The organism is Enterovibrio qingdaonensis, assembly GCF_028683135.1.
In the GTDB taxonomy this organism is placed as follows: domain Bacteria; phylum Pseudomonadota; class Gammaproteobacteria; order Enterobacterales; family Vibrionaceae; genus Enterovibrio; species Enterovibrio qingdaonensis.
Genome location: NZ_JAJUBB010000015.1, coordinates 32,459 through 53,154 on the forward strand (window position 1 = coordinate 32,459; position 20,696 = coordinate 53,154).

Sequence of the window (20,696 nt, forward strand, 5' to 3'; positions counted from 1 at the left end):
TCAGGTCCGTAAATAGCCATTGCCACGTCCAAAACTAATAAAGAAATTGAGCGTGAGTGCGAGTACCAAAAGAACGATTCCCAAAGCGACGCCTTGTGCAAACGCACCCTTTGAGGTTTCTAGCGCAATGGCGGTAGGAATATTTCTGGTGTAATTCAAAATGTTTCCGCCAACCATCATGGAGCAACCCACTTCGGTGATGATGCGGCTAAAGGCCGTGATAACGGCAGCAAGCAATGGAAAACGGATTTCCCACATCAATGTCACCATGGCTCTTGGCACCGACGCACCCAATGTATATGCCGTTTCCCACGCGCGGCGGTCACTGCTTTGAAATGCGGCGTGCATCATCGAGACAAGAATGGGCAGGCTGATCAGCATTTGCCCGAGAATCATGGCTTTTTGGGTAAACAGCATCTTCCAATCACCCATTGGGCCCGCCCGGGAAAGCAGCATGTAAAGCAAAAGCCCAATGACCACGGTGGGAACAGATTGAAGCGTATTGACCAAAGACAGCCATACCCATTTCCCTGGAATGCGCCAATACGCTAAAGCAAAGCTGATAAAAAGGGCTGGTATGATAACCAATCCAATAGCGATACCTGACACGGAGAATGACACGCCAACAATGCCCCATAAGGTGGTGTCACCACTGAAAAGTAGTGCAATGGCTTGTTGTGTCGTGTCCCACATGTTCATTAGCCCGCGTCCGCCACAAAGAGTTGCTGGCCGTTTACTTTGTAGCTGTCTATGAGTGATTGGGCGCGTTTGTCCACCAACCAGTCACTCAATGCTTTCGCTCCCTTACTGTTTAGGTCAGGGTAACGATCTGGGTTAATCAGGATAACCTGATATGGGTTAAACAGACGGTTATCGCCTTCGACGAGCACATCCAGATCCAGCTTACTTTGATAGGCCAGCCAAGTGCCTCTGTCTGTTAAGGTGTAACCAAGAAGCTCATTTGCCATTGTCAGTGTTGGCCCCATTCCTTGGCCTATCGCTTTGTACTGACTAAATGACGGCTCTGCGCCCGATGCCTTCCAAAGCAATAGCTCTTTTTTATGGGTACCCGAATCGTCCCCGCGGGAGACAAATTCTGCGTTAGCCTTAGCGACGTTTTTTAAAGCTTCTGTAATGTCTCTACTGCCGCGTACTGACGCAGGATCGTCTTTAGGGCCGACCAATACGAAGTCGTTGTACATAAGTGCACGCGGTTGTACGCCAAACCCTTTTTGGACAAACGCGGCTTCTGCGTTTGGTGCGTGTGTCATCACGACATCAACATCGCCATTTTCTCCCATTTTTAGAGCTTTACCTGTTCCTGCTGCCATGACTTGAACGTCATAGCCGGTGTCCTTTTTAAATTCAGGCAGTAGGAAACCTAACAGCCCAGAATGGTAAGTGCTGGTGGTTGTCGCAAGCCGAACAATTTCAGCGGCATTGCTGGTGACGGAAAAAGTGAGCGCGAAAGCCAAAAGTAAAAATGTCTTTGTTTTATTTTTAAATCTCATCGTGTCTTCCTGACGTGGGTGACAATTCTAAATTTTCTAATGGTTGTGCCCGAGATGGTCGGGCATGGGCGTGAAATACAAATACAAAGATCACAAATTACCTATAGCAACAAAAATGCCACATTTTAAAAAAGAAAGGACGTTAGTCTAACATGTTGTTTATTAGGGGATATATTGGTTTGTGTTCCGCTGCTGAGGTCGGTGGAATTAAGAGATGTGTTGTATAAAAATTGGACTGAGACAAAATGTCTCATGTAGTATAAATGTTAAATACAGCAAGGATTTGTCATGCAATGAAGGATGCACTGCAACAGTTTGGGTTCTCAGCTCTTGTCGTCGATGATGAGCCGGGCATGCGGACGATTTTAAACAAAGCCTTGTCGAAAAAGCTAACGCAGGTTGAAACGGCTTCCTCACTTGAAGAGGCGGAAGCACTGAGAAAACGTAACCACTTTGACCTTCTTATTGTCGACATAAATCTTCCTGGACGTTCAGGTATTGATTGGCATGAGGCATTTAACGACGAATCCCGTCGCAGCGATATTATTTTCATGACGGGTTTTGCGGAGTTAGAAACTGCTATCAAAGCACTGCGAGCAGGTGCGTCAGACTTTATTCTCAAGCCGTTTAATTTGGAGCAGATGCTGCAATCTGTTCAACGCTGTCTCGACAAGCGGATGATGGAACGTCGAAACGTGGCACTTCAGCGTGATGTAGCGCGGTCATTCCCTGTCGATATCATTGGTACGGCACCCAAAACTGAAGCAATGCGAGAAATGATTGCCCGTCTTGCCCCTTCTCCAGCGGCCGTGCTCATTGAAGGGGAGTCAGGGACGGGTAAAGAGCTGGTGGCGCGTGCGTTGCATGCACTCAGCGCGCGAAGTGGTCCATTCGTCCCGCTTAACTGTGGTGCTATTGCCCCTGAGCTGCTCGAGAGTGAGCTATTTGGTCATGTTTCGGGTGCCTTTACGGGGGCAAGGAAAAGCAAAGATGGCCTATTTCGGGTCGCAGATAAAGGCACCTTGTTTCTTGATGAAATTGGCGAAATGCCGCTTTCCATGCAAGCCTCTTTACTTCGAACGTTGGAGCAGCAAACCATACGTCCCGTGGGCGCAGAACGAGAAGTCAATGTCGATGTTCGCATCTTAGCAGCGACGAACAGAAGCCTGTTGGAAGAGGTGGAAGCTGGTCGATTTCGGAAAGATTTGTTTTATCGCCTAAATGTGTTGGCGGTCGAGCTTCCCCCGCTTAGAGAGCGGATAGAAGATATCGCGCTACTTCTAAATCACTTTTCAGAAATGTTGGCCAGAGACATGGGGTTGAAGCCTGTGGTGTGGTCAGACACCGAGCTACTTGCCATGCAGTACTATGAGTGGCCGGGTAATATCCGAGAGCTAAAGAATACCGTTGAGCGCGCAATCCTATTAGGCAAGCCTGATGTAGGGCAGTGGTTGAGTGACTCTGCCCGACAGGCACTTGAACCAACAAATACCCATGATGTTGTTGTCCCGCAGGGAGAGGGTTATCCCCTTGTTTGGCCATTGAAAGACGTAGAGCGCGCGCACATTGAAAAAGTCGTCGCGGCTAACGAAGGCAACAAATCAGCGGCAGCAAGGCAATTGGGTGTTGCGCGCAAAACACTCGAACGTAAATTCAAAGACTGGTTTTACGAATAGGCGATCAACAGAGGCGAAAAGGAATGAAGCTAGTTAACAAATGGCGTCAACGACTTCGAACCATGGTGCGCTATCGCCTACTCGCATTGACGTCAGTTCCAATCATTTTGACCCTGCTAGTGCTAATGGCATTGACTGTGTATTGGACACTTGCCTACACCTGGCAAAGTGCGCTGGCTGGCGTGCGTGCTGATCTCGCCGTGGCCAGTAACAGCATGGAAGTGTTGCAGCGTGAGCAGCGCAGCCAGCTGCATGCGATTGCGGATTCATTCGACTTCCAGAACCAACTCCGAGAGCCAACCCCTGACATTCTTTCTTGGGCGCAGTCCCGTGCTGATAAATACGGTGTCGATTTCCTTGCTGTTTATGCGGCGAACGACATTGAGCGCTTGCCATTGGCACTGCGCCAACCGTTACTCGAGGGGCGTGAAAGAACCTTCTTCCAAGTAATGTCTGCCGTGGAAATGGATGCGTTAGCTTCCCATTTGTCTGATCAGGCAGAAATTCCGTTACGCAACGAAAACCGGCCCGAGACTCGAGGGCTGATAAGTCGAAGTCTTCTCCCTTTATTTGATGAAAATGGCAATCTGGAATGGATTGTCGACGGTGGGATCTTGTTAAACAACAGTACGGATCTCGTCGACGAAATCAGGGATCTTGTTTTCCCCGTTGGCACCTTACCAGAGTCGAGTGTTGGCACGGTTACTCTGTTTATGGATGATATCCGCGTCAGTACCAATGTGCCGTTGGACAGCAGCAATAAACAAGGTCGCGCCATTGGAACTCGTGTGTCTGATGAAGTGAGAGAAACAGTATTACTTAAAGGGGATGACTGGGTAAATCGCGCATATGTTTACAATGCTTGGTATATCTCGGCCTACAAACCCATTCGTGACTTCAATAACAATGTGATTGGGATGCTGTATACCGGCTACCTAGAATGGCCGCTCATTAGCCAGTATTTAACCAATATCGTTGAGTTGGGAATAGGGGTATTGCTGACATTGCTGGTCTCCGGCTTTCTCGTTCATCGTGGCGCAAAAGACTTGTTTCGGCCGATCGAAAAAATTCACCGTGTGGTTCGTTTGGTGAGGTTTGATCAAGATGCTCGGATCGGAAAGCTCGGGTTGGATCCAGAACACGAACTGGCGATCCTCGCGCGTCAGTTCGACACCATGTTGGATCAGCTCAAGCAGCAGAACGAAGCCATTAGGCAAAATGCGCTGGAATTGGAAGACAAAGTGAAGCAGCGCACCGCGAGTTTGCATGAAAAAACAGCGTTGCTAGAGCAAAACATCAAGCTGTTGGAGCAAACGCGGAATAAATTGCTGCTCAATGAAAAGCTTGCCGCGTTAGGGGAGTTAACGGCTGGTATCGCACATGAAATTAACAACCCAACGGCTGTGATCCTTGGAAATATCGAGTTGATGGAATATGAGCTGGGTAGAAACGCTGACCTTGTTTCGGAAGAAATGGAGGCGGTATTAGAGCAAATCGACCGGATCAGAAACATCACCCGAAGCTTGTTGCAATACAGTCGGCAAGGCGGGGTACAAGATCAGATCACTTGGCAGCATGTAAATCCAGTGATAGAAGAAAGTGTCACTCTAGTGCGCTCAGGGATGAAAAAGCACGATGTTGAAGTGATCACAGAGCTTGAGGCGAAATGCAGTGTTGAGATAAATCGCCATCAGTTGCTTCAGGTGTTGGTCAATTTACAAATGAATGGCATTCATGCCATGAACGATGAAGGCAAACTGATTGTTCGCTCTGAAGATTGGCTGGATGAGTCGGGAAATCCGTTGGGCGCAAAAATCTCTGTTCAGGACTTTGGCTGCGGCATTGCAAATGAAAATCTCACCAAAATTTTTGACCCCTTCTTCACGACTCGCCGCTCTGGTACTGGGCTGGGATTATCGGTCACGCAAGGCATCGTTAGCGGGCTTGGCGGGGAAATAAAAGTAGACTCTGAACTGGGCGAAGGGAGCATATTTACGCTTTATCTCAGGGATAAAATCCAGAGTGACAATATTGCCTCGTTAAAAGTGGTTGAGTAGCGTCTTCTCTATTGATTTCCTGACCAAACCTGTTTGCCTGCATGCTGAAAATTGTAGCCGCCAAATTGTTCGCTTTTTTTCAGTGTGTCAGGCTCATCCAAATGATGGATAACTTGCTGAACCAGTGCGCGGAAGAAAATGTTTTTCGGAATAACTAGCTCAAAAGCCTCGTCAGCAACGGCATGAAAGGCAAGGCCAAATTCACCAGCAGCACTCTTACTGCCAAAACCGATATCTGCTACGCCCCGCGCAATGGCTGAGCCCAATTCTCGTTCACTTAGACAGGTATCGACCACATTGAGCATGTCGTAGGTTTTCCCGTTTCGGAATAGCCACTCTTCAAGGGCACGCGCGCTACCAGCACCTTCTTGCCTTCCTACCCAGCGCCAATCACTGTTGATGAAATGGTGTGGGTCGTTAAGGTGCTCGACCCATTCAGGACGGACGATGAGACCTTGCTGACGTTCAAATGCATGCAATAACACCCAGTTCTTGTGCCCCGTGTATTGCTGCAGCAACGCGGGGTGACGCAACTTGGCTTCTTCTGCCGTTCCCCAATGCATCGCACACATGTCGACATGGCCTTTCTCTAACATGGAAAGCCCTTGTTTCGTGCCCGTAGCCGTGTAACCGACTAAGGCTGTGCTGCCTAAGGTCGCGGCCATTTTGCCTACGATATGCTGAAGCAAGGGATCATCGGAACCGGCTATCAATAGCCTGTCGTTAAAAACGCCATTATGGCTGGACTCAAGCAACCATCTGTCGAGCAAGCTTTTAGGAAAAAGCCACTTTCCGGTGACTTTTGTGGCGGGCAATATGCCATCGTTCGCCAAGCTGTAGACCTTTTTCTCATTAAGATCGAGGTACTCAGCAACCTGTCTGGCGTTCATGAACTCGGGGAAATCACTCATGCTTTCCGCCTTTTACATCGAACACAATGTTCTCTGCACCGTTAAAAACCTGAAAACGATGACCTTTAGCGCGGGCAATCATGGTGATCCCCAGCTGATTCGCGAGGTCATAGCCCATTTGCGTGACACCCGATCGAGACAGCAAAACAGGGATCCCCATTTGCGCGACTTTGATGACCATCTCCGAGGTGAGCCTACCTGTGGTGTAGAAAACCTTGTCGTTACCAGTTTCACCCTCCAGCCACATTTCGCCCGTTAACGTATCGACGGCATTGTGCCTGCCGATGTCTTCAACGAATGAGAGAATTTCCGTCCCTTTGCATACGGCGCAACCATGAACAGCCCCTGCAGCTTTATAGGTGTCGTTGTGGTGAGTCAGAGCTTCTAAAAGGCCATAGAGGGTAGATTGTTTGATGGTTGGGGTTTGAAGTTTAAGCGTTTCAAGGCGTTTCATGACATTGCCAAACATGGTGCCTTGACCACACCCAGAGGTTACCGTTTTTTGCGAGAGTGTTTCCTCAATGCTTGCATTTTCTTCTCGCGTCACCACTGCTGCGGATTGTGTTTCCCAATCGATAATCACTGAGTCGAGGGCATCTGCATCATTAATCAGTCCCTGATTTTTCAAATAGCCAAGCACCAACATATCGGGCCGCGCGCCTAACGTCATCAGCGTGACTATCTCTCTCCAGTTTAAATAAACGGTCAGTGCTCGCTCACATGCGATCTGCTTTGTTAGCGGCTCCCCGTATTCATCGTAAACGGTGACATCCGTGGTTTGCGGGACGTCATTTTGCGTTTTTATTACTTTGGGGTGGGTCATATCTCCGGCTTCCTTTGCATCGGGAGTCTTGTCTAGGGTGAAGGAACAGAAGTAGCAATTCCTGTTCCAGCCTGATCGATTTTCGCGTCGCTGGTATGCGTTTTGCTTTTTGGTCTTTATCTGACACTGCATCAGATGGCATTTGACGGCCGAAAAAGTGCAAGGAGCGATACGTGACAGAAGTGATAAAAAGCCCCAACCAATGGCTGATCCAATACGAATTGGTTAATGAAGACGTCGAGGTTGGACGGTGGATGACAACCCGCCGAACCCTAGGCCGCTTAAACCTCCCCACTCAAGAAAGCGAAGTAGAGGAAGGACTACCTTCCTTGCTATTAACGCTCTATCGCGATGAGCGGACGGACTACCGCTTCAACCTCAGTTCCAGTGATCCTCACCTGTTTTTTATCTTTGAAGTGAAGGAAGACGAATCGGTTGTGCCTCTCAGAGTATCGGCGTCACAAACAATCGCGGCGACGCATTTGGATGGCGATTACCTCGTGTTGTCTGTGACTATTCCTCTTGCGGTTCAAGCGTGGATGGAAGCCTTTATTGGGCGGCATGGAGAGCTGATTGAAGAGCCTAAGAAGAAGCGCAAAAAAGGCGCGGGGAGGGCGAGTGGAAGATAAGCCATTTCTAAGTCGTTGGTCGAAACGCAAGCTTGAGCCTGAACCTGACGAGGAAGACTCATTGATCGCAGAGGTGTCCGAAGACGCCCTTGATGCAGAAGGTGAGTTGAACGCGTCAGAGGAAGATGTTGAAACAACCGAAGATGTACCTGAACTGACGATGAAAGATGTCGGCAAACTGAAAGACGGTGATTCAGCAGCCGCATTTCTTGCCAAGGGAATTTCTGCCGAAGTGAAGAAGGCGGCATTGAGAAAGCTGTTTCAGGGAGAGGCCTACCATGTGCTCGATGGGATGAATGATTACGATCTCGACTACTCAAAAGCAAAAAATTTGACGGCGGAAGCCGCTCAAGCGTTACGGCATTGGACCAAAGATAAACTGGAGAGTGTCAAAGAGGAAGCGCTTGAAAAGCTGCAGCAAGAACAAGAAACATCACCCAATGCTGAGCAGCCTGCCGACCCAATGATGCAGGAAGAGAATGAGCGTATTGAGGATGGGACAAAAAGTACCCATGAGGAAAAAGGGGACATTTTGTCTGATGAGGTGGGACAAATTGTCTCACCTGTACAAGAGGAAAAGAATTCGGACGGATCTTAACTCCGTTTAGGTCATTTTTTTCTTTTCAATGCTGGTTCGTTACTTGCTCTTACTACTCTGCGTTATTTGAAAGTCTTTTCTCCCGCAGTGTTTGAAGAGCGTCTTGGTTGATTAACGAGCGGAAAAGTTCGCTAACGCCAAAGATAAAGCCAGCGCAACTTACCCCGAGCGCAAGGGTGGAGAAATATGGACGTGAACAATAAGGCAGACATAGCTTTTGAAGGTAAAGCTCCACAATCAACAACGAAAGAAACCCTAACTCCAAAAAACATAACAAAAGAGACAATGTCGACAGCACAACAATCAATCTCAAAGGTTGTAGAGGAACAAACCAACATAGATAACGCTGCGCGCTTGGAAGCGATGCGGCGTTCGGTGCGTATCGGAAATCTAATCCCTCCCACCGTGAGTTTTGAGTCACGCGGTGTCACCTTGGTAGTGGGTGAAGGTGATGCGGTGTCGCGCTTTGCTGCTTCTATTTCTTCAGAGTTATGCGACCACTGTACATTTCTCTATTTGGACGATTCGTTATCCCTCCTGCCCCATAATATCCAGCCCTACCATGCATCGTCTGTTCGGATCTCCGGTTTCTTGGGGGCATTTGATGTCTTGGTAACGCATAACATGATGGAGCAGAATCTGGCGCAAATCGCACTGGGATCTTCGCATTTTGATTTGGTCGTTGATTTGACGAAAAGCGGGTTACATGGCGCGGAACGTCCACCTTTGGGTTATCACGCAGTTGGGCGTGGTTTGATGGATGAAGCCGAGGCCATTGCGGCGATCTCAGACACTGTCGGTACGTTTGATAAACCCAAGTACTTTCGGCTTGATACCGACAAGTGCGCACATTTTTCTCGCGGAATAGAAGGGTGTACGCGTTGCATTGATGCCTGCTCTGCTGACGCACTCGAGTCGGTAAAAAACAAAATAACGATTAACCCCTATTTATGTCAGGGACTCGGTTCGTGTTCAACGGCCTGTCCGACAGAAGCAATTAGCTATGCGTTGCCCGAAGCGGAACATACGCAGCAATTCGTTCACCAACTTTTAGGTCACTACTCGGAGGCGGGAGGCGCATTCCCAAGCATTCTTTTTTATGCAGAAGCGGACGAAGCCTTCGTCGATCAGCACTTAGCCAATTTGCCCTCTAATTTGTTGCCCGTGAGATTGGAGGAGTTGGCGTCAGTCGGCATAGATACGTGGTTTAGCGCAATTGCGTCTGGGGCCTCTCAGGTACTCCTGCTGGAAACCGATACGCTTCATCCGAAAACCCGAAATGTGTTGGAGGGCGAATTGGCCATTGCCTCGAGCTTTCTCTCTGAGCTTGCGATGCCAGCCCTGAGTATTTCCCTATTTAACCCGATGCATCTCTCTTCTTTTTCTTTTATCTCTCGGCCTGCGACTCAGCACCTTGTACCCGTTTCTGGGAACAAACGTGACAGATTAACCGCGGCATTAGATGCCTTGTCAGTGGATCTTGAACGACCTATTCGCAGCGACGTACCGCAGGGGGCACCATTTGGGCGCATTGAAATCAATACACAAGATTGCACGCTTTGCATGGGATGTGTGGCGGTGTGTCCGACGGACGCACTCAATGCCCTCGGTGATACACCGGGCATCGCGTTTAGAGAGCAGGACTGTGTTCAGTGTGGGCTTTGTGAAAAAAGCTGCCCTGAATCTGTCATTGCCCTATCACCGGGATTCAATTGGGATACGGAATCTCGCCAAACGCGCACCGTTATTCATCAAGAAGCCGCTGCGGAATGCATCAGCTGCGGTAAACCTTACGCGCCAGCTTCCATGGTCAACATGTTGATCGAAAAGCTGCGTAGTCACAGCCATTTCCAGGACGACGCCATTAAACGGTTATCAATGTGTGAGGACTGCCGAGTTCGCGACATTGTTTCCGATTTGGCGGAGCACCCTGAAAAGCAACTCAAGCTATAGGAGGCGGAAATGGCGATGCAAGAGACGATTCAAATCGACGATATCAGCAACGAAGAGAACCAAATCCGCCAAAGCATTTATAGCTTACTGGCTCACTTGTTCAGACAGCCTCCTGACGCTCAAACGTTGGAGTGGCTATCCACCGTCGAAGTTGATGGAGATGAGCATGCATTGGGCATGGCTGCTGCTTGGTCAGTGCTCAAGCTTTCTGCGCTAAAGACCAGTGATGTGCAGAGTGCGGATGAATACCAACTTGTATTCATTGGTGTAGGGCGAGGTGAGATTGTCCCGTTTGGGTCTTGGTATCTCACTGGCTCGTTGATGGAACTGCCGCTAGCTGTCCTGCGGCAGGATTTACGTCGATTGGGCTTTGAACGTCAGGAAGAGACGAAAGAGCCAGAAGACCATATTGCAGCGTTGCTGGAGGTGATGGCAATGCTACTGGAAGACACCGAATCTAGTGAGCAGGCGGCGTTTTTTAATCGCCACCTCGCGCCTTGGTTTGAAACGTTTTGTGATGATGTCAAACATGCCCCGTCTTCGGTGTTTTACACCGCAGTGGCTGAGTTGGCGAAGCAATTTCTCATTATAGAAAAGACACGTTTTACGCAGCGCCCTTGGTAAACCTCGCGGTAAGCCAACAATCATGGTGCTGGGAAGCATAAGGAGCAAGTTATGTCGGATAGCAAGAAAGAAACAGGAAAGCAGAGTGAATCTCGGCGTCAGTTTCTCAAGGGACTGGGTGTTGCGGCAGCGGCAAGTGCGGTTTCTACGGTAGCGAGCACATCGGCACAGGCTGATGTGGTGGAGGTGAAGCCGGAAGATAAAACGGCATCAGGCTACCGCGAAACGCAACACATTCGCGACTATTACGACTCTCTGTAACCCACTGTGATTGATGGAGTTTGAAAATGAAACTAACTAAACGTTCAGATTCAGTCAGTAAGGACGAAAAGCAGCTGGGTGTATCCCGTCGTGCCTTTATGCGCAATTCCACCCTCGCGGCAGCGGGTGGGGTGGCCGCAGCAGGCATGTTTGCTCCCGGCATGATGAAAAAAGCCAGCGCTAAAGATGTTGACCCTAGCAAACCCAAAGAAATGAAGCGCACCATCTGTACCCACTGCTCCGTGGGCTGTGGTGTGTATGCCGGGGTGCAAGATGGTGTGTGGACAGATCAAGAACCTGCGTTTGACCACCCATTTAATGCAGGTGGTCACTGTGCAAAAGGGGCGGCGTTGCGTGAGCACGGTCATGGTGCTCGTCGTCTGAAATATCCGATGAAACTGGTTGATGGGAAATGGCAAAAAATCAGTTGGGATCAGGCGATTACCGAGGTCGGTGATAAGGTTCTGGAAATTCGCGAGAAGCTTGGGCCAGACTCGATTTACTTTTTGGGTTCGGCCAAATTCAATAATGAACAGGCCTATCTATTCAGGAAAATGGCGTCCCTATGGGGAACCAACAACGTCGATCACCAAGCGCGTATTTGTCATTCCACCACGGTTGCAGGGGTAGCAAACACTTGGGGCTATGGTGCAATGACAAACTCGTTCAATGACATGCACAACTGTAAATCGGTGCTGTTTATTGGCTCGAACCCAGCAGAAGCACACCCCGTTGCCATGCAGCATATTCTTATAGCTAAAGAAAAGAATGACTGCAAAATCGTGGTAGCCGATCCACGTCGTTCTCGCACGGCGGCAAAAGCCGATCATCACTTCTACCTTCGTCCAGGTACTGATATCGCGGTTGTTTGGGGCTTGCTCTGGCACATTTTCAAAAACAACTGGGAAGACAAAGAGTTCATTCATCAGCGTGTGTTTGGTATGGATGAAATTCGCGAAGAAGTCGCGAAGTGGCCACCGGAAGTGGTGGAGCGTGTTTCTGGCGCAACGCCAGAGCAAATGGAAACAGCCGCGAAAATGCTGGCGCAGAACCGTCCGGGTTGTGTTGTCTGGTGTATGGGCGGTACCCAGCACACCACGGGGAATAACAACACCCGTGCGTACTGCATACTCGAACTTGCGCTGGGAAATCTCGGCAGAGCGGGTGGTGGTGCCAATATTTTCCGTGGACACGATAATGTTCAAGGTGCGACGGACTTGGGCTTGCTGTCTCACACGCTTCCCGGTTATTACGGCCTGTCTGAAGGTGCTTGGAAGCACTGGTCGAAAGTGTGGGAAGTGGACTTTGAATGGATCAAAGGACGCTATGATCCCAATGAATATGAAGGGACCTATCCGATGCACAGCAACGGGATCCCGGTATCGCGTTGGATAGACGGTGTATTGGAAGACAAAGATAAGATCGCTCAGAAGAACAACATCCGCGCCATGTTCTACTGGGGTCACGCGGTGAACTCGCAAACCCGTGGTCAGGATATGCGTAAGGCAATGAACGAGTTGGAAATGATGGTCATTGTGGACCCTTATCCGACGGTTGCGGCGGTCATGAACCAACGCAAAAACGGTGTATATCTTCTGCCTGCAACCACCCAGTTTGAAACGTTTGGTTCGGTCACTGCCTCTAACCGTTCAATTCAGTGGCGTGACAAAGTCATCGAGCCATTGTTCGATTCAAAACCTGATCATGAAATCATGTATCTGCTTTCTAAGAAGCTTGGCTTCTCCGATCAGCTATTCAAAAACATCCAAGTTAATGGAACGGAACCTGTCATCGAAGACATTACCCGCGAGTTTAACCGTGGTATGTGGACGATAGGCATGACGGGGCAAAGCCCTGAGCGTCTCAAGCTTCATCAACAAAATTGGCATACCTTTAACTTCACCTCGTTGGAAGCGGAAGGTGGTCCATTGAACGGTGAAACCTACGGCTTGCCTTGGCCTTGTTGGGGGACACCAGAACTGGGGCACCCTGGCTCTCATATTCTTTATGACACGTCGAAAGAAGTCGCACGTGGCGGCGGTAACTTCCGTGCGCGTTTCGGTGTGGAGTATGAAGGTAAAAATCTGTTGGCCGTGGACAGTTACTCAAAAGGCTGTGAGCTGGAAGATGGCTACCCAGAATTCACCGACAAGATGCTCAAGCAACTTGGCTGGTGGGATGATTTGACCGCAGAAGAAAAAGCTGCAGCAGAAGGTAAAAACTGGAAAACAGACTTGTCAGGCGGTATTCAGCGCGTCGCCATCAAACACGGTTGTATGCCTTACGGTAATGCGAAAGCGCGTGCGATTGTCTGGACTTTCCCTGATCGCGTGCCACTTCATAGAGAGCCGCTGTTTACGCCACGTCGCGACCTTATCGCTGAATACCCGACTTGGGATGACAAAGCGGATATCTACCGTTTACCTACGCTCTACAAATCGATTCAGGACATTGATGTTGCCTCTGAGTACCCAATCATTCTTACCTCAGGGCGCATTGTTGAGTATGAAGGTGGTGGTGAAGAAACCCGCTCTAACCCTTGGCTTGCGACGTTACAACGCGAGATGTTTGTTGAAATCAACATTGTGGATGCAAACAACATCGGCATTAAAGACGGGCAGGATGTCTGGGTTGAAGGTGCGGAAAAAGGCCGTGTGAAAGTGAAAGCGATGATCACTCCTCGCGTAAAAGAAGGGCTGGCATTTATGCCGTTCCACTTTGGTGGCGTGTTCGAAGGCGAGAGTTTGCTGTCGAAATACCCGGAAGGTTCTCAGCCTTATGTGGTGGGTGAAGCGGCGAATACGGCAACGACCTATGGTTATGACCCTGTGACAGTGATGCAGGAAACCAAGGTTACTCTTTGCAAAATCTCAGCAGCGTAACGGAGGGAACACATTATGGCTGATATGAAATTTCTCTGCGATACCAAACGCTGCATTGAGTGCAACGGGTGTGTGACCGCATGTTCGAACGCAAACTCAGAAGTGGTGACGTGGGGTATTCAACGTCGTCGTGTTGTGACGCTGAATGATGGTGAGCCGGGTGAAAACTCGATTTCCGTTGCCTGTATGCATTGTGCGGATGCGCCTTGCATGGCGGTTTGCCCAGCGGACTGTTTTTATCGCACTGATGAAGGCATCGTGCTGCACAACAAGGAAACGTGTATCGGGTGTGGTTATTGTTTGTTTGCCTGCCCGTTTGGTGCCCCGCAATTCCCAAGTACAGCAGCGTTTGGTGAGCGTGGGAAAATGGACAAATGCACCTTCTGTGCAGGTGGACCAGCCCCCGACGGTTCTGCCGAAGAGAAAGAGCTCTACGGCGCGAATCGTATTGCAGAAGGTAAGTTGCCACTGTGCGCAGAGTTTTGCTCAACCAAGGCACTTCTAGCGGGTGATGCATCAAAAATCTCGGACATTTTCCGTCAACGCGTGGTCGAGCGTGGCGCGAAAGGTGCGGGTTGGACGGATGGTGATGACCTTGCGTACGATGCATCTGGCAACTCATAAGCATGGAAAATGGCGAACACGTCCGTGTTCGCCATTTTGAGGAGGAGATATGTTACGAACATTGATCGCCATGCTTTTGGTGATAACGACCTTTGGTGCATATGCGGACCTTGAAAAGCAGGACAAATTTAACGCTGACGGCGAAATGATCCAGCTAACAGGGGCAGAGTTCTGGCACAAACTTAGAGAAGGTGAAGACGGCAAAAGTACCTCCGTGACATTGGAGCATACTCAGCTTATCAATGTGGTGGGACAGCGTTGGCGCGAAGTGAGAAACGAGTGGGTAACGCCGCTTGGGCTGCTTTTCCTAGGTGGTTCCGCGGGAGCCTTGCTGCTGTTTTATCTTTGGGCGGGTCGTATTCAATTGGCTAATGAGCGAACGGGGAAAAAGGTGTTGCGTTGGACACCGTTTGAAAGAGCCATGCACTGGTTCACCGCGATTAACTTCCTCATTCTTGGCTTTTCCGGCGTAGTGTTGCTCTATGGCAAGCACTTCATCTTACCCATCGTTCCGTTAGATGTGTGGGGAGCCATAATCAACGGGTCTAAAGTGGCTCACAATTACCTTGGTCCCCTGTTTGTGCTTGGCCTACTTTGCATGCTGGTAAAGTGGATGAAGAACAACTTCTTAAACAAAACAGACATAGAGTGGTTCAAACAAGGTGGTGGGCTACTTCCTAATGGGAAGCACCCTGATGCTGGATTTTGTAATGGTGGCGAGAAAATTTGGTTCTGGCTGTTGGCAACGGTTGGCGTTGTGGTGTGTATCAGCGGTTTGTTTCTCGACTTTCCGATATTCGGTCAAACCCGTCAGGAGATGCAGATTGCGAATGTTATTCATGCTGTCGCCTCGTTAGGTTTGTTTGCCGCCGCCTTGGGGCACATCTATATCGGTACTGCAGGTACTGAAGGTGCACTGGAAGGCATGGCGACGGGCTATGTCGACGAAACTTGGGCGAAGCAACACCATAAATTGTGGTTCGATGAAGTGGAAAACGCGCCAGAATCGACAGAGCAAAAATCACAAGCATCAGGCGATGAACAGCGAAGTACCTGATGCAAAAAGTAAAGTGTCTCAAGAGCTCGCACATTGCGAGCTCTTTTTCATTCAGCTAATTGTTCTCTCTATCCATCGCATTGGTTATCGTTTGCGCAAACGTTTGCATTCGTCTTTTCTTTTATAGATTTGAGGGTATGATGCGCATCTCTCAACCTTTTTAGCGCGGCAGTTATGCGTAAACTACTTTTAGCTTTTTCCTTCGTACTATCGACGTTTTCTTTCACTCTACAAGCTGCAGAACAACCCATTGCCTTGCTAGGCGCGATGGATGCGGAAATTGAAAAACTGTTACCTGAAATCGACAACAAGCAAGTCCATACCATCTCTTTAAACACTTATTACACCGGCACCATTGATGGTCAGCCCGTAGTTGTTGCGCGCTCAGGCGTGGGTAAGGTCAATGCCGCGATTACCACCTATGTGTTGGTTAACCATTTCAAGGTGGAAAGCATCATCTTTACGGGTATTGCCGGTGCGGCATCTCCAAAGCTCAACGTTGCCGACGTTGTTATTTCGACAGCACTGGTTCAGCATGATGTAGATCTAACGACATTCGGTGCGCCGAAAGGTCAACTTAGTGGCTACGATGACAGATACTTCTACGCAGATAAGAAGCTTCAGGCGTTAGCGTTGGAAGCTGCGAATGATGAGATCGGTAAATCGCGTGTGCATGCCGGTATCATTGCAACGGGCGACCAGTTCATCGCTGACAAAACCGTGGTAAAAATGCTGCAAGAAGAATTCGATGCGCTGGCGGTAGAAATGGAAGGCGCAGCGGTTGCTCAAGTGACGGGCATGCTGAATATCCCGCTGGTGGTGATTCGCACGATTTCTGATAAAGCAGACGGTTCTGCTCACATGGTGTATTCAGAAGCGAAGCAAGTGACGGCAGACAATTCAGTAGCTATCACGCTGAATATGTTGAGCCGCATGAAGTCGTAACCGTTGATTAGCCTTGTGTGCTAGTCGGCGGCTTGCAACGAAACAGGGAAGGCAATGGCCTTCCCTGTTAGGTTATTGGGCTTCCCCGAAATGCTTACGGGTGAATCACTTGCTCGGGTTTGCTCGTTGGCAGCCAAAATGAAATCACTGTAGTGATAGCAAGGAAGGCAAACGACACCCACAAACACGCGGCAAAGCCCCACATTTGAAATACCCAACCAGACAAAATAGTGCCGATCAATCGACCCATCGCATTGGCCATGTAGTAGAAGCCAACATCCAATGAAACGCCATCTCCCTTTGCGTAGCTGACAATCAGATACGAATGCAGGGAAGAATTCACAGCAAACACCGCGCCGAATAGCATGAGGCCGACAATAATGACCACTTCTGGGTGCCATTGTTGTTGAACGCTAAACGCAATCAGACCTGTCACGATGGATAAAGTGAACGCCCAATAAATGGCGGCTTTACCCTCAGGTGCCCGCCCCGATGCCTTGCCTGTGATTTTCGGCGCAATGCCTTGAATAATCCCGTATCCGATCACCCATGTCGCCAAGAAGGCACCAACGGCACTATGGTCCCAACCAAAGGTAGAACCGAGGTAAATCGGAAGAGCAATGACAAACCATACATCACGCGCGCCGAACAGGAACATACGCGCAGCAGACAAAATATTCACGCTGCGAGACTTAGAGAAGATTTCGGAAAACTTAGGCTTGGTTTTCGCTTTACCCATGTCTGATTTCAAGAAAAGCAAACTGCCGATAAACACCAACAGCAACACGCCAGCCATGGCAGCGACTGCGTATTGGAAGCCAATCGACGACAGAAGGGCACCGCCGAGGAAAAAGCCTGCGCCTTTGAGCGCATTCTTTGAACCCGTTAAAATCGCGATCCACTTGTACAGTGCACCTTGTGCGTTTTCCGGTACTAGCGTTTTGATGGCACTTTTCGCACTCATCTTGTTGAGATCTTTAGCGATACCAGACAGTGCCTGTGCCGCCATAACCCAAGGAATACTGAGCCAAGAAGCGGGAACAGCCAGCATAGACAGCGCGAAAATCTGCATGCCCAAGCCGATATTCATGGTGCGGTTTAAGCCAAGCCTTGCGCCTAACCAGCCTCCAATCAAATTGGTGACGACGCCAAAAAATTCATAGAAAAGGAATAGGGAGGCGATTTCTAGGCTGGAGTAACCGAGATCGTAGAAATAGAGCACCACCAACATGCGCAGTGCGCCATCAGTGACGGTGAAGTTCCAGTAGTTGAATGTCACCAGCATATACTGGCGAACATGAGAGTTAAGTTGAGACAGCATGGAGACTCTCTTAAAAGGCACTGCATAAGCAGTGCCTTTGGGTGTTACTTGTTAGCAAACTGGTTGATGTACTGAACTTGGACTTCTTTGGTGAAGGCTCCCGGTCGCAGTGCTTGCACTTGGGTGACGATGTCAGATAACGCCCAACTTTTTTCCAATAGAATATGAGCGGCGAGAAGACCTGTGCGGCCTGAACCGCCCATGCAATGCAGCGCGACTTTCTCTCCGTTTTCCAAGGCTAAATGAACCGAAGGCGAAATCTCCTTCCAGCCAGTTTGGAACGCGTCTTCTGGGGCGCAGTCATCTTCGATAGGTGCGTGGAACCATGCTAACCCTGCGTTTTTAACTTCATCAGCCAAGGAACCAACGCCTTTGCTGTCCATTTCTTCTTGATTTAGCGCAGTAACGACAACCGTTACGCCTTGTTCTTTCAGTTGAGCAATACTGTCGCTAAGCGTAACGTCTTTCGTACCTGGGCACGGTGTCAGCACCAAGCCTGACGTGTTTTCTAACGGCAATTCCCACGTTGGATGTGTCATTCTTTTCTACCTATTGTTGCCAACCAATTATGCTAAACCGACGTTACGAACGAGTTCTGCTGTGCGTGTCGCGTAACCCATTTCGTTGTCGTACCAGGCGTAGATTTTCACCATGCGCTTGCCAACAACCATGGTGGAAAGGGCATCTACGATGGTTGAACGTTGGTCACCTTTATAATCGATGGACACCAGAGGGCGCTCTTCAAAGCCCAGAATGCCTTTTAGCTCGCCTTCCGATGCTTCTTTCAAAAGAGCGTTCACTTCTTCGGCCGTCGTGTCACGTTTTACATCAAAAATGATGTCAGTCAGCGACGCGTTTGCCAGAGGTACACGAACGGCATGGCCGTTAATCTTGCCTTCCAATTCTGGGAAGATCTCTATGATCGCTTTGGCTGAACCTGTGGTGGTTGGGATCAAGCTCATGCCACAAGCGCGAGCACGGCGCAGATCTTTGTGCGGTGCATCCAGAATGGTTTGCGTGTTGGTCAGATCGTGGATCGTGGTAAACGCGGATTGTTCGATGCCAAGCTTCTCGTGGATCACTTTCACGACAGGCGCAATACAGTTTGTGGTGCACGATGCTGCCGTCACGATACGGTGAATTTCCGGGTCGAAGATGTGGTCATTGATACCCACTACAATGTTTGCAATGCCTTCTTCTTGCACGGGGGCTGACACAACCACACGCTTTACACCTTGCTCAAGGTATTGGTTTAGAAACGCTGTTTTACGGTGCACACCCGTTGCTTCAATCACCACGTCACAACCAGACCAATCAACATCTGCGATGGCTTTTTTCTGCGTGGTTAGGATGGTTTTCCCGTTGATGAGCATGGTATCGCCATCGGTGGATACTTCGTGATGCCAGCGACCTTGGATTGAGTCGAATTCCAATAGATGTGCGAGTGTGGCAGCATCTCCCGCCACATCATTAATTTGCACAAATTCCAACTCTGGCCAATCAAAAGCCGCTCGCAGTGCTAAACGGCCAATACGACCAAAACCATTAATTCCTACTTTGATAGACATATCGCTTTCCCTTTATTTACAGCACGCTTGGCGAGATTTCATCTCTGACAAACGCTGGATATCTTGCTGGTATTCCTGTTTTAGGCAGTTCGAGTCGACCAGCCCCTGAATTTGTTTTCTCATCCAACCCGGCAGTTGGTCTGAAAGGCGGTAAAACACCCATTGCCCCTGTCGGGTATCGACAATGACACCGCTCGAACGTAGCTGAGCCAAGTGGCGGGAGATCTTAGGTTGGCTCTCGTTGAGTGCCTCCGTTAACTCGCCCACACAGACTTTCTCTTCACGAGCGATGAGTAATAAACATCTCACTCGGGTTTCATCTGCGAGTAGCTTGAAGAATTGATGCGGTAACATTCGTATATCTCTATATATGGATATCCATATATTATAGATTGTGATTTTGCAGTCAATGGTAACGAAGGGGATGTCATGAAAGGTTCATACTACGGGGAAAGTTGACTGGGACGATGTGGTGCCACTGTATTCTTCAATGACACCAGTCTGCCTTCAATATATTAGCCGTGCGCAAACGGACAAGGACATGTCGCATGAATTTGCTGGCCGCTGGTTGGGTGCGTAAAAAACAGTTCACTGGCATGAAGTTGCAATCGTTCAGCCAGTTGCTCGCTGTGCTCACTTTTGTATAAGTCACAACCAAGGATAGGATGGCCAAAAGTTTTGCTGTGGATCCGCAGCTGGTGGGTGCGTCCTGTAATCGGCGTAAATTGCACCAAGGTTCGACGAGGGTTATCGAATCGCTGCAGTACCTTGTATCCGCTTGTTGCGGCTTTTCCCGTCTCCTGACAGATTTTTACACAAGGGAACAGTGCGTTGTCTTTTGCTATCGGTGCCGTAATCTCACCCTCATCATTTGACACCCAGCCTTCTAGCATCGCCATGTAGCGTTTTTGAATACTACGAGTTTGAAATTGTTTGTTTAGGTGCTTACCCGCCATCGCATTTAGCCCAACAACCATGATGCCGGACGCTCCCAGATCTAAGCGGTGCGGCAAGATAGCGTTAGGAAACGCAGGTGTGTGACTCTCTTGGCCATGAACCAAACGGAAATGCACGGAATCCCAATTTTCTGGATTTTTGCCGGATAGGCTAAATAACCCGCTGGGCTTATTGATCAATAAGATATCGTCATCTTGATGCAAAATTTCCACGAATTCATTGCAGGCATCGGCAACAAAGTTATCCACGATGACGGTATTTTGTTGTTCAGAAGGGGACATTGCAGGTTTCCAGAAAAT

Annotated in this window: 20 protein-coding genes; 11 read left to right on the top strand and 9 right to left on the bottom strand. The window is 49.2% G+C overall.

What is annotated here, in order from left to right:
• A complete protein-coding gene (locus LRP49_RS17870) occupies nt 1-699 on the bottom strand; it encodes an ABC transporter permease (RefSeq protein ID WP_274143667.1) in 699 nt (232 codons plus the stop codon).
• Nucleotides 699-1,511: an ABC transporter substrate-binding protein gene (locus LRP49_RS17875; RefSeq protein ID WP_274143668.1), complete on the bottom strand. Its 813-nt coding sequence runs from the start codon at nt 1,509-1,511 to the stop codon at nt 699-701. The genes LRP49_RS17870 and LRP49_RS17875 overlap by 1 nt, the downstream gene beginning before the upstream one ends.
• A gap of 293 nt (nt 1,512-1,804) precedes the next feature.
• On the opposite strand from LRP49_RS17875, the gene LRP49_RS17880 reads away from it, so the two are divergent.
• Nucleotides 1,805-3,187 (top strand): sigma-54-dependent transcriptional regulator, encoded by a 1,383-nt coding sequence (locus LRP49_RS17880; RefSeq protein ID WP_274143669.1) that lies wholly within the window; start codon nt 1,805-1,807, stop codon nt 3,185-3,187.
• Nucleotides 3,188-3,210: 23 nt separating this feature from the next.
• The gene (locus tag LRP49_RS17885; RefSeq protein WP_274143670.1) at nt 3,211-5,244 is read left to right on the top strand and encodes a sensor histidine kinase; all 2,034 of its coding nucleotides are present in this window, start codon (nt 3,211-3,213) and stop codon (nt 5,242-5,244) included.
• 8 nt (nt 5,245-5,252) lie between these two features.
• Here LRP49_RS17885 and LRP49_RS17890 read toward each other — a convergent pair whose 3' ends face one another.
• Nucleotides 5,253-6,155: a helix-turn-helix transcriptional regulator gene (locus LRP49_RS17890; protein ID WP_274143671.1), complete on the bottom strand. Its 903-nt coding sequence runs from the start codon at nt 6,153-6,155 to the stop codon at nt 5,253-5,255.
• Nucleotides 6,148-6,978 (bottom strand): formate dehydrogenase accessory sulfurtransferase FdhD, encoded by an 831-nt coding sequence (locus LRP49_RS17895; protein ID WP_274143672.1) that lies wholly within the window; start codon nt 6,976-6,978, stop codon nt 6,148-6,150. Before LRP49_RS17895 ends, LRP49_RS17890 begins: the two co-directional genes overlap by 8 nt.
• A gap of 173 nt (nt 6,979-7,151) precedes the next feature.
• Here LRP49_RS17895 and LRP49_RS17900 point away from each other — a divergent pair, with 173 nt between their 5' ends.
• The 9 genes from LRP49_RS17900 (at nt 7,152) to LRP49_RS17940 (ending at nt 16,551) form a co-directional block, all read left to right on the top strand.
• Complete coding sequence (locus tag LRP49_RS17900; RefSeq protein WP_274143673.1) at nt 7,152-7,607, top strand: DUF3305 domain-containing protein; 456 nt, start codon at nt 7,152-7,154, stop codon at nt 7,605-7,607.
• On the top strand, nt 7,597-8,205 hold the full coding sequence (locus tag LRP49_RS17905; RefSeq protein WP_274143674.1) for a DUF3306 domain-containing protein: 609 nt from the start codon (nt 7,597-7,599) through the stop codon (nt 8,203-8,205). Before LRP49_RS17900 ends, LRP49_RS17905 begins: the two co-directional genes overlap by 11 nt.
• Before the next feature lie 285 nt (nt 8,206-8,490).
• On the top strand, nt 8,491-10,158 hold the full coding sequence (locus tag LRP49_RS17910) for a 4Fe-4S binding protein (RefSeq protein ID WP_274143675.1): 1,668 nt from the start codon (nt 8,491-8,493) through the stop codon (nt 10,156-10,158).
• A gap of 9 nt (nt 10,159-10,167) precedes the next feature.
• Nucleotides 10,168-10,782, top strand: coding sequence for a TorD/DmsD family molecular chaperone (locus LRP49_RS17915; protein WP_274143676.1), 615 nt, complete (start codon nt 10,168-10,170; stop codon nt 10,780-10,782).
• Nucleotides 10,783-10,833: 51 nt separating this feature from the next.
• Entirely contained in the window at nt 10,834-11,043 is a 210-nt protein-coding gene (locus LRP49_RS17920; protein WP_274143677.1) for a twin-arginine translocation signal domain-containing protein, read from the top strand.
• 26 nt (nt 11,044-11,069) lie between these two features.
• Nucleotides 11,070-13,925 carry a formate dehydrogenase subunit alpha gene (locus tag LRP49_RS17925; protein WP_274143678.1) on the top strand — a complete coding sequence of 952 codons (2,856 nt, stop codon included), beginning with the start codon at nt 11,070-11,072 and terminating at the stop codon, nt 13,923-13,925.
• A gap of 15 nt (nt 13,926-13,940) precedes the next feature.
• Nucleotides 13,941-14,549: a formate dehydrogenase FDH3 subunit beta gene (fdh3B, locus tag LRP49_RS17930; protein ID WP_274143679.1), complete on the top strand. Its 609-nt coding sequence runs from the start codon at nt 13,941-13,943 to the stop codon at nt 14,547-14,549.
• Between the two features lie 49 nt (nt 14,550-14,598).
• Entirely contained in the window at nt 14,599-15,606 is a 1,008-nt protein-coding gene (locus tag LRP49_RS17935; protein WP_274143680.1) for a formate dehydrogenase subunit gamma, read from the top strand.
• Between the two features lie 174 nt (nt 15,607-15,780).
• The gene (locus LRP49_RS17940) at nt 15,781-16,551 is read left to right on the top strand and encodes a 5'-methylthioadenosine/adenosylhomocysteine nucleosidase (RefSeq protein ID WP_274143681.1); all 771 of its coding nucleotides are present in this window, start codon (nt 15,781-15,783) and stop codon (nt 16,549-16,551) included.
• A gap of 94 nt (nt 16,552-16,645) precedes the next feature.
• Here LRP49_RS17940 and arsJ read toward each other — a convergent pair whose 3' ends face one another.
• The 5 genes from arsJ to LRP49_RS17965 form a co-directional block, all read right to left on the bottom strand.
• The gene (gene arsJ / locus LRP49_RS17945; RefSeq protein ID WP_274143682.1) at nt 16,646-17,872 is read right to left on the bottom strand and encodes an organoarsenical effux MFS transporter ArsJ; all 1,227 of its coding nucleotides are present in this window, start codon (nt 17,870-17,872) and stop codon (nt 16,646-16,648) included.
• Nucleotides 17,873-17,916: 44 nt separating this feature from the next.
• Nucleotides 17,917-18,411 carry a cyclin-dependent kinase inhibitor 3 family protein gene (locus tag LRP49_RS17950; RefSeq protein ID WP_274143683.1) on the bottom strand — a complete coding sequence of 165 codons (495 nt, stop codon included), beginning with the start codon at nt 18,409-18,411 and terminating at the stop codon, nt 17,917-17,919.
• 27 nt (nt 18,412-18,438) lie between these two features.
• Nucleotides 18,439-19,440, bottom strand: a complete 1,002-nt coding sequence (locus tag LRP49_RS17955) for an ArsJ-associated glyceraldehyde-3-phosphate dehydrogenase (RefSeq protein ID WP_274143684.1) — start codon at nt 19,438-19,440, stop codon at nt 18,439-18,441.
• A gap of 12 nt (nt 19,441-19,452) precedes the next feature.
• Nucleotides 19,453-19,794, bottom strand: coding sequence for a metalloregulator ArsR/SmtB family transcription factor (locus tag LRP49_RS17960; protein ID WP_274143685.1), 342 nt, complete (start codon nt 19,792-19,794; stop codon nt 19,453-19,455).
• Nucleotides 19,795-19,955: 161 nt separating this feature from the next.
• A complete protein-coding gene (locus LRP49_RS17965) occupies nt 19,956-20,678 on the bottom strand; it encodes an RluA family pseudouridine synthase (RefSeq protein WP_274143686.1) in 723 nt (240 codons plus the stop codon).
• Nucleotides 20,679-20,696: the final 18 nt, after the last annotated feature.